The sequence below is a fragment of the Vibrio sp. 05-20-BW147 genome, from assembly GCF_013369385.1.
GTDB classification, from domain to species: Bacteria; Pseudomonadota; Gammaproteobacteria; order Enterobacterales; family Vibrionaceae; genus Vibrio; species Vibrio floridensis.
Genome location: NZ_SZTO01000051.1, coordinates 1 through 2216, shown reverse-complemented (window position 1 = coordinate 2216; position 2216 = coordinate 1). Strand labels below are relative to the sequence as shown.

Annotated in this window: 3 protein-coding genes and 2 pseudogenes; all 5 read right to left on the bottom strand. The window is 41.5% G+C overall.

What is annotated here, in order from left to right:
* Positions 1-31: 31 nt before the first annotated feature.
* Positions 32-499 (bottom strand): hypothetical protein, encoded by a 468-nt coding sequence (locus FC652_RS19650; protein WP_011150372.1) that lies wholly within the window; start codon positions 497-499, stop codon positions 32-34.
* A gap of 81 nt (positions 500-580) precedes the next feature.
* A pseudogene (locus FC652_RS20680) lies at positions 581-646 on the bottom strand (DUF3265 domain-containing protein); the annotation flags it as partial.
* Positions 643-1176, bottom strand: coding sequence for a shikimate kinase (locus tag FC652_RS19645; protein ID WP_176299851.1), 534 nt, complete (start codon positions 1174-1176; stop codon positions 643-645). The gene FC652_RS19645 and the pseudogene FC652_RS20680, both read right to left, overlap by 4 nt.
* Positions 1177-1323: 147 nt before the next feature.
* Positions 1324-1995 (bottom strand): HAD family hydrolase, encoded by a 672-nt coding sequence (locus FC652_RS19640; RefSeq protein ID WP_079857919.1) that lies wholly within the window; start codon positions 1993-1995, stop codon positions 1324-1326.
* An 80-nt stretch (positions 1996-2075) separates the two neighbouring features.
* Positions 2076-2216, bottom strand: a pseudogene (locus tag FC652_RS19635) (ISAs1 family transposase); the annotation flags it as partial.

Here is a 2216-nt window from a genome sequence, read left to right as displayed (position 1 = left end):
ACCAAAAATGCCACGCGGCATGAATCCCTCTTTAACGCTTTGTTATATTTTCGATTTCGCTAACACTCAAAATATCTTTACAGCGCTCTTTCTCAATACGCGAAAGTACCACATCTTGATGCTCTCTAACCAAGTTCCATAAGTATCCATCTGCCTTTCGATACTCGAACGCTAAATCAATACTACTAAAATACTTCGATTTCAAAAGCGGCTCTGACGGATAGTGTTTTTGAACTTCTGTAAGGCATCTTTCTGCGTTGACTATGTTAACCATCAAATCTATTGCCTCTTCGAGTTCAGAGTTAACAAACTTTTTTTGCGTGATATAAATATCGTGCTGTTGCTCCCAAAGAGTCACCAAATGTAAGCCAACTTTTCTAAGCTCATCAGCTTCAATTTCTGTAGCCAAGTACTCTTTGAACTCAAAAGCATTGTTCGAACTGGATGCCAAAGAAAGAGATGAAAATAGCAGACAAAATAAAATCAGAGTCCTTTCCATGTATCCCTTACCTCGAATGAAAATATAACGCTGCGTTAAGGGGTGAATGCCGCATAAACCAACCTTCCGCAGAACACTTTAACCACCAAAAATCACCGCATACTAAAAATGCCACGCGGCATGAATCCCTCTTAAACGCCTTGTTATGTGCGCAGCTCATCGATGAACACCCTAGCCTTTTTCGGGCTAGTTACTCTAACGAACGTTATGTGGCTATACCTCGGGTCATTAAGTAACTCTGTATAACGAATACGATTTGTTTTATACGTTTTCAATGTCCAGAGAATAATCGAATCTTTGCTAAGAAACGACTTTTTGAATGACTCAACATTGCCCGTTTTACCCCACAGTTCCTGTTTAGTCACAATACGAGTTAACGCTCGTTTCACAGCTTGAAATAACGTCCTAGAAAAGGAATAGTCCACCCAAATGATGGTGTCAGCCCTAGCCCATTTGATTTCGGCTGTCCGGTTATAGTTACCATCAAGCACCCAATGTTCGCCACTTAGACTCTCAGTTAGATTTGCGAAGAACTCTTCATCTGTAGACTCTTGCCAATTTGGCTTCCAAAATATCGCATCCATTTCCAAATATGGGTATTTAAGCTTGCTAGCAAGTTGGCGACTGAAAGTACTTTTACCACTACCACTTGTACCTATTACATTAATTCTTTTCATCACCAAACCTGATTTCTTTCCCTAGCACATAACGCCGCGTTAAGGGGTGCAGGCACGCAATACAAAAGCTACCGCACAGTGCCGTAACCACCGAACTCAACGCAAACTGAAAATGCCACGCGTGCCAAGTCCCTCTTAAACGCTTTGTTATAAATACGGTTTCGATGAAGCCGCCAAAAGCTCTGCAAAAGAAGACAAGTTTTCACCTTTACTACGCTGTAAATGATAAGCCTGAATACCACACGATTGAGCAGCAACTACATTTTCGATTTTGTCATCAATAAACATCGTCGAGCTAGGATTCAAAGAAAAAGAAGACAGAGCATGAACGTAGATTTCTCGATTAGGCTTCTCACTGCCTACGTATGACGAAATCATAACTTGCTCAAAGTACTGCCGAATACCTAAACTATCAAACGCCCAATCTAATGTTGCCGTCGCATTCGATAACACGAATAAGCGATACTTCTCTCGCAACTGTTCGAGAACTTCCACGGTTTCACTATATAACTGGTACTGATGTGTATCTAAGGCTACGTGGAATAATTGCTCTGCGAGCAAGTTATCACCATTTACAAAATTTGAAATTCTTAAGGAGCGCTTTTGAAGCCATTGCTTCTCATCACTCCAGTTAACGATTTTGGACTTGGCAAAGAATTCTCGATCGAATATTTGCAAGTCCGCTAGAGCTCTATCAATTAGCGCAATATCATAACCTTTCGCGAGTAGAACCCGCTCAATAATCGACGAGCGGAACTCTTTGATGAACATAAGCACACCACCTGCGTCGAATATTATTGAATCTATATTTCCTTTCATTTTCGCTCAATCCATGAGTATTTATAACGCCCGCTTAAGGGGCAGCCAACGCCACAGGGCGGGAGCATACTTTGGTGGATTTATAACCCCAAGAAGACTCTTGCCCTATAATCATCGTTCCAACCCGCTTTCTTCATCTTCACTTTTTGGCTCGGAGCACCACAGTCGCATTGCTTGAGCATATTCATGACAAAACGTCTAAACAACGCGATGTTTTCAAC

Excerpts from the sequence above, each read along its gene's own strand:
- FC652_RS19650 (WP_011150372.1), bottom strand. The coding sequence starts at position 499 with ATGGAAAGGACTCTGATTTTATTTTGTCTGCTATTTTCATCTCTTTCT.
- FC652_RS19640 (WP_079857919.1), bottom strand. The coding sequence starts at position 1,995 with ATGAAAGGAAATATAGATTCAATAATATTCGACGCAGGTGGTGTGCTT.
- FC652_RS19645 (WP_176299851.1), bottom strand. The coding sequence starts at position 1,176 with ATGAAAAGAATTAATGTAATAGGTACAAGTGGTAGTGGTAAAAGTACT.